The sequence below is a fragment of the Terrabacter terrae genome, from assembly GCF_039529575.1.
GTDB classification, from domain to species: Bacteria; Actinomycetota; Actinomycetes; order Actinomycetales; family Dermatophilaceae; genus Terrabacter; species Terrabacter terrae.
The window spans coordinates 215,143-221,414 of sequence record NZ_BAAANB010000001.1 but is presented as its reverse complement, the minus strand read 5'-3'; the positions used below and the strand labels follow the sequence as shown (position 1 = coordinate 221,414).

Annotated in this window: 7 protein-coding genes, 1 tRNA gene and 1 other RNA gene; 4 read left to right on the top strand and 5 right to left on the bottom strand. The window is 72.3% G+C overall.

The annotated features are described in order from the left end of the window. A partial coding sequence (locus tag ABD194_RS01085) for a substrate-binding domain-containing protein (protein WP_343986207.1) occupies positions 1 to 255 on the top strand: 255 nt, incomplete at its 5' end. A 14-nt stretch (positions 256 to 269) separates the two neighbouring features. On the opposite strand, the gene ffs is transcribed toward ABD194_RS01085, so the two are convergent. Further along, positions 270 to 366, bottom strand: an RNA gene (gene ffs / locus ABD194_RS01080) — signal recognition particle sRNA small type. Between the two features lie 24 nt (positions 367 to 390). Then, on the bottom strand, positions 391 to 1,728 hold the full coding sequence (locus tag ABD194_RS01075; protein ID WP_343986203.1) for an MFS transporter: 1,338 nt from the start codon (positions 1,726 to 1,728) through the stop codon (positions 391 to 393). Positions 1,729 to 1,851: 123 nt separating this feature from the next. Here ABD194_RS01075 and ABD194_RS01070 point away from each other — a divergent pair, with 123 nt between their 5' ends. After that, on the top strand, positions 1,852 to 2,325 hold the full coding sequence (locus tag ABD194_RS01070) for a hypothetical protein (protein ID WP_343986199.1): 474 nt from the start codon (positions 1,852 to 1,854) through the stop codon (positions 2,323 to 2,325). A 60-nt stretch (positions 2,326 to 2,385) separates the two neighbouring features. Here ABD194_RS01070 and ABD194_RS01065 read toward each other — a convergent pair whose 3' ends face one another. The 3 genes from ABD194_RS01065 to ABD194_RS01055 form a co-directional block, all read right to left on the bottom strand. Further along, entirely contained in the window at positions 2,386 to 3,150 is a 765-nt protein-coding gene (locus ABD194_RS01065; protein WP_343986196.1) for a sortase domain-containing protein, read from the bottom strand. 18 nt (positions 3,151 to 3,168) lie between these two features. Then, on the bottom strand, positions 3,169 to 3,948 hold the full coding sequence (locus ABD194_RS01060) for a hypothetical protein (protein WP_343986193.1): 780 nt from the start codon (positions 3,946 to 3,948) through the stop codon (positions 3,169 to 3,171). Positions 3,949 to 4,156: 208 nt separating this feature from the next. Next, positions 4,157 to 4,241: transfer RNA gene (locus ABD194_RS01055), tRNA-Ser, on the bottom strand. A gap of 88 nt (positions 4,242 to 4,329) precedes the next feature. Here ABD194_RS01055 and ABD194_RS01050 point away from each other — a divergent pair. Next, on the top strand, positions 4,330 to 5,280 hold the full coding sequence (locus ABD194_RS01050) for an MBL fold metallo-hydrolase (protein WP_343986190.1): 951 nt from the start codon (positions 4,330 to 4,332) through the stop codon (positions 5,278 to 5,280). Between the two features lie 84 nt (positions 5,281 to 5,364). Further along, a partial coding sequence (argF, locus tag ABD194_RS01045) for an ornithine carbamoyltransferase (RefSeq protein WP_343986187.1) occupies positions 5,365 to 6,272 on the top strand: 908 nt, incomplete at its 3' end.

Here is a 6,272-nt window from a genome sequence, read left to right as displayed (position 1 = left end):
GTCATCGCGGCCGGGGTCGTCCTCGCTGCCGAGGAGCTCGGCCTCCGCGTCCCGGAGGACCTGAGCGTCACCGGCTTCGACGGCGTGGACCTCCCGTGGCTGCCACACCGGCTGACGACGATGGACCAGCGCGGCCGGGAGAAGGGCCGCACCCTGGGCACCCTGGTCCGCCGCCGCCTCGACGGCAAGCGGCCGCGGAGCGTCACCCAGCCGGCCGACCTGCGGGTCGGGACCACGACGGCCCCGGCGTCCTGACGAAAGCCCTGAGGAAAGGGGACACCCCGCGTACCTGGAAGAGCTCTCCTACCCTTGCTGCATTCCTGCCCTGGGGGAGTTCGGAGAGGTACCACCACGCGGGGTGCCGACGGTCAGTGTATGCCGCTGCCGACGTCAGCCGGAAATCGCCTCTTTCGTCACGGCCGGGACCGCGGCCGGCACCCCGACGGGCACCGGCGTGGGAGCCCGCAGGCCGTTGACGTGGGCGGGCACCACCCGCTCGACGAGGAGCGCGATGACGGCGAGCAGGACGCACCCGCCGACGAGGAATCCGATGTAGACCCAGCCCAGGCCGCGGCCGACGAGGAACGATGCGACGACGGGGCCACCGGCGAAGGCCAGCGAGAACATCAGGGAGCTGAGGGCGTTGTAGCGGCCGCGCAGGTGGTCGGGCGCGAGGTCGTTGACCATGGCTGCGCTCGTCGGCTGGAGCATCGTCTCGCCGAGGCCGAAGACCCCGGCGACCGCACAGAGCAGCACCGTGGCCGTGACGGTGCCGGGCACGAGCGACGTGGCGCCGAGCAGCGACCAGGCCACGGCCCAGGTGGCCGCCATGACGACGGTCACGCGGGTGCGGCGCCGGCCCTCGATCCGTTGGAGCACGAAGAGCTGCAGCAGGACGATGACGACCGTGTTGGCCGCGAACGCGTAGCCGAGCCCCTCGGTCGAGACCTGGCCCTCGGCGCGGGCGTAGGCAGGCATGCCGACGTTGAGCTGCGGGTAGCTGACGACGGCGGCGACCGCGCCGAGGGCGAGGAGCGCACGCAGGCGCCGGTCGCGCAGGAGCGTGAGGTAGGAGACCCGCGCCCCGGCATCGTGGTTCGGCGCGGTCGCCGCCGGGCCACCGGCCCCTCGCAGGGGGCCGAACAGGATGGCGAGCGGCAGCAGGTAGCTCACGGCGTCGAGGAGGTAGATGGTCACGAAGGTGCCGGGGCGGCCCACGTCGACGAACCGGCCGCCGACGATGCCGCCGATGCCGATGCCGAGGTTGAGCAGCGTGAAGTTGATGCCGAAGTAGCGCTGCCGCTGGTCGCTCGGCACGATCGAGCCGACGAGCGAGCTCGACGCCGGCCACACCACCCCGAACCCGTAGCCGAAGAACAGCAGCGCGAGCGTGGCCTGCGGCAGCGTCGTGGCCAGGGCCAGGAGGACGTCGCCGACGAGGAGTGCGACCAGCGCGCTGGCGTAGACCCAGCGGGCCCCGATGCGGTCGATGAGGGCGCCGGCCGGGGTCACGAGCACGATGCCCACGCCCGCCTGGAAGGCCAGGAGCAGCCCGACGGTCTCGAGCGAGATGCCGCGGACCTCGTGGAGGTAGACGACGAGGAACGGCAGGACCAGGCCGGTGCCGATCGACTGGAGGAGGACGGTGGAGATGAGCCAACGGCCCTCCCGGGGCAGGTCGTGCCAGAAGGAGGACAGCGGCGGGCGGGCGGTGGTGGTCGAGCTCACCGGGGCAGTCTGCCGTGCCCCACCGACAGCCGTCGTCCGCTTTTGCAGGACCTTCGGCCCTGCCGGCCACGTGCGAGGGCGGCGAGCGTGGAGGCAGCAACGGGGTCGGCAAAGGGGGTCAGCATGTCCATCCTCGACCAGCGACGCCGCTCCTCCTCCCCGCCGGAGCCGGAGGCGCCCGGGCGCAAGGTCGCCCTGGCACTCGGGATTCTCGGCCTCCTCGTCGCGGCAGCCGCCTTGGTCGTGCCGAGCTCGAACCTCGCGGACCTGTGCTGGGCCGTCGGCTTCGGCATCCTCTTCATCGCCCTCCTCGTGACAGTCGTCGGGGTCGTCCGCGCTCGTGGCGACCGGCTCAGCGCCGCACCGACCAGCGCCGCGGGGTGGCTCAGCCTGGCCTGCTTCCTCGCCGCCGTGGCCTTCGCCTTCACCTCGTTCGGCGAGATCAGCCTGGCGCTCGGGCTCGTCTCGGCCGCGTCGGCGGTCGGGGCGGTGACGGTCTCGCGGGAGCGGTCGGTGCCGGTCATCACGCTCCCCCTGCTCGGCGGGGTGTTCGTGCTGGCGTTCGTCCTCGGCGAGGTGCTCATCGGCCCCCCGTGAGCGCGACCCGCCGAACGCGTACGCGCTGGGCGGGCGTACGCTTCGGCGGGCGGTCGCAGGTCAGGTGGCCGACGTCAGGTGGCCGAAGACCACGACGTTGTCGCGGTACTCGTTGCGGCTGTCGGTGGGGCCCCCGCACGTCACCAGCCGGATCTCGGCCCTGGTGAAGTCACCCTTGTAGACCAGCTCCGTCGGGAACTCGGTCTTGCGGAAGGCCGCGACCCGGTCGACCGTGAAGGTGAGGTGCGAGCCGTCCTGGCGCGTGATCCGCACGACGTCGCCCGCCGCGACGCGACCGAGCCGGTAGAAGATCCCCGGCACGCCGGAAGGGGTGTCGACGTGTGCGGCGATCACTGCGGGGCCGAGCTGTCCCGGGGTAGGGCCCGCGTCGTAGAGGCCGACCTCCTGCGCCGTGCGCGGCACGGAGATCGTGCCGTCGCGTTGGATGCCCAGGCTGACGAACCGCGTTGACCGCAGCCCGATCGACGGGATCTCGATCGACATCGGCTCCGACGCCTCGAGGAAGGCGCCGATCCCGTTGGCGCCGGCTGCCGGCGTCGCGGCCCGACCGGGGGACGTTGCCGTGCTCGTCCCCGGCGCACGGGGCGCCGGCGTGGACGCGCCGACCACCGGCGAGGAAGTCGGGACGGGCCCGGCCGCCGCGGACTGCGGCAGGCCGGGCCTCCCGGACGTCCCGGACGTCCCTCTCAGGCCGAGCACGAGCGCGACGGCCCCGACGAGGAGCAGGACCACCGTGGCCACCAGGGCCGCGACGACAGCAGGTGGCAGCCGCCGGCGGCTTCCGGCCGAGGTGTGCTCGGTCATCGGAGGCATCCCGTTCGCTCAGGCGCGCGACCGCGCGCGACGTGCGGCGAAGGCACCGGTACCGGCCGCGGCGAGCAGGGCGCCGCCGCCGACGAGCATGAGGGCCTGGTTCTGCCCGCCGCTCTTGAGGCCGTCGGCGGCGAGGCCACCACCGGTGTGCATGCCGCCGGCCGGAGCCACGCGCAGGGCGCCGCACAGAGCCGGGTCGGTCGCTTCGGTCGGCAGCGACGGCATGAGGTCGCTCTTGGTGCTGCCGGAGTACTTGCCGTCCTTGTTGTGATCGACGCCGTGGATGACGACGACGGACTCGCCGGCCACGATCGCCTGGGCGACGGCGCTCGAGACCTGGATGCTGCCGCGCTGGTAGGCGATCTTGCCGCCGGGCGCGGTTGAGAAGCGGTCGACGGCGAGCCCCGACTTCGGGCTGGTGTCACCGGTCTTCGTCAGCGAGACGACGATGTCGCCGTAGGCCGGGCCACCCTCGGTCGTGTTGAGGTGACCGTCGCCGTTCTTGTCGTCGGACAGGGTCGGGCACTCGTGGCGCGCCGCGGCCGCGAAGTGGATGTGGGCGGCGTGCGGGCTGTCGGCCAGCAGTCCGTTGGCGGCCATGGTCACGGTGATGGTGTTGCCCTTGACGTCGACCATGGCGGTGCCGCTGCCATTGACGCCGTTGCCGGCCACCGGCTTGAGGTTGGCGGTGACAGAGCCGTCCGCGGCAAAAGCGGGCCCGACGCTGAGGGCCAGGGCGGCAGCAGCAGCCAGGCTGGCGCCGGCGATCCGAGTGGTGGTGGTGCGCATCTGTGTTCCTCCTTGACGAGGAGACAAACCGTCCATCCTGCTGTCTTCCCAGACGGGGGTCGTGGTCGACCGTCTCCACACGCCCTTCGCAGCCGTGGTGTCGAGCGGATTGGACCCAACGGAAAAAGGGCCATCGCGACCCCGAGACCGCGCGGAGAACAGCGACGGCCCCCGTCGCGCTGGGCGCGGCAGGGGCCGTCGGTGTCGGCGGAGGATGGGGGATTTGAACCCCCGAGGGTTTTATCCCAACACGATTTCCAATCGTGCGCACTAGGCCACTATGCGAATCCTCCGTCGCGCAGGCTACCGGAGCCGGACCCCAGGCAAGAAATCGAGGTGCTCACAGCGCGAGGTCGCCCCCCGGCCCAGCACAATCCCCTCATGCCACCCGAGCAGCCGGTCCCCCTCGACACCGACGTGCGCTGGATCCACGGCTCCCCCTCCCCACGGCACCGGACCGACCCGCCACTTCAGGTCCACCGCCTGGCGCCCGGCACCGTGCTCATCCGCCAGAGCAAGGACGTGACCTTCGAGGCGCCCTTCATCCTGCTCCTCCTCGGTGAGCACCGAGCCCTGCTGCTCGACACCGGCGCGGTCGACGGCACGATGCTGCGGCAGGCCGTGGACGGGCTCGTCGCGGACTGGCTGTCGTCGCGGGCCCAGCCCACCGCATACGCCCCCGAGTCCTACCAGCTCGTCGTCGCGCACACGCACGCCCACGGCGACCACGTCGCCGGCGACGCCGCCTTCGCCGACCGGCCGGCCACGACCGTGGTCGGGCACGACCTCGACGCCGTGCGCCGCTTCTTCGGCATCACGAACTGGCCCGGCCAGGTCGTTCCCTTCGAGCTCGGTCGGCGCCCGCTCGACGTCTTCGGCATCCCCGGGCACCACCCGACATCGATCGCGGTGCACGACCCGACGACCGGGCTGCTCCACACCGGCGACACCGTCTACCCGGGACGGATCTACGTCGACGACCCGCAAGCCCTCCTGGCCACGCTCGACCGGCTCGTCGCGTTCGCGCAGGACCGCGGCGTCCGGCACGTCCTCGGCTGCCACGTCGAGATGACGACGACCCCGGGCCGCGACCACCCGCTCGGCGCGCGCTACCAGCCCGACGAGCCGTCGCCGTTCATGACGGTGGCGCAGCTGGCGGCCGTGCGCGACGCCTTCGGCACCGTCGCCGACCGTCCGGGCATCCACCGCTTCGACGACGTCGTCTTCTGCGTGGGCCAGGGGCCGCGGGTGCTCGTGCCGCTCCAGGCACGAGCGCTCCTCGAGCGCGTCCGCCGACAACTCGGGCCGCTGCGCCGCCGGCCGGGCGGCTGAGGCCGCCGGCCGGTCGGCTGAGGCCGCCGGCCGGTCGGCTGAGACCGGATTGCCGCCGGCAACGCCGCCTGAAACCATCCGACCATGTCGCTCGCCACGCTGCACCGCCGCAACCTGCTCAAGGAGACCGACCTGACGCCCGACGAGTTCCGGGCGCTGCTCGACCTCGCCGCCGAGCTCAAGGCCGCCAAGCGCGAGGGTCGCGAGGAGCGACGCCTGGCGGGCAAGAACATCGCCCTGCTCTTCGCCAAGACCTCGACCCGCACGCGCTGCGCCTTCGAGGTCGCCGCGGCCGACCAGGGCGCGAGCACCACCTACCTCGACCCGATCGGCTCGCAGATGGGCCACAAGGAGTCGGCCAAGGACACCGCCCGCGTGCTGGGCCGCTTCTACGACGGCATCGAGTACCGCGGCGCCGGCCACGACGTCATCGAGACGCTCGGCGCCTTCGCCGGCGTGCCCGTCTGGAACGGCCTCACCGACGACTGGCACCCGACGCAGTCCCTCTGTGACGCCCTGACGATGCGGGAGCACGCCGGCAAGCCCGACGAGCAGATCGCGTACGCGTACGTCGGTGACGCCCGCTTCAACATGGGCAACTCGCTGCTCGTCACCGGGTCCATCCTCGGCATGGACGTGCGCATCGTCGCGCCGCGCTCGCTGTGGCCCTCCGACGCCGTCGTCGCCATCGCGAGGAGGTATGCCGCCGAGACCGGCGCGCGCGTCACGCTCACCGAGGACGTCGCCGAGGGCGTGCGTGGTGTCGACTTCGTCCACACCGACGTGTGGGTGTCGATGGGTGAGCCCAAGGAGGTCTGGGCCGAGCGCATCGCGCTGCTCACCCCCTACCAGGTCAACGCGGATCTCCTTGCGCTGACGGGGAGTCCGGACGTGAAGTTCATGCACTGCCTCCCTGCCTTCCACGACCTCGAGACGGCTGTCGGCATGGACGTGCACGAGCAGTTCGGGCTCAAGGAGCTCGAGGTCACCGA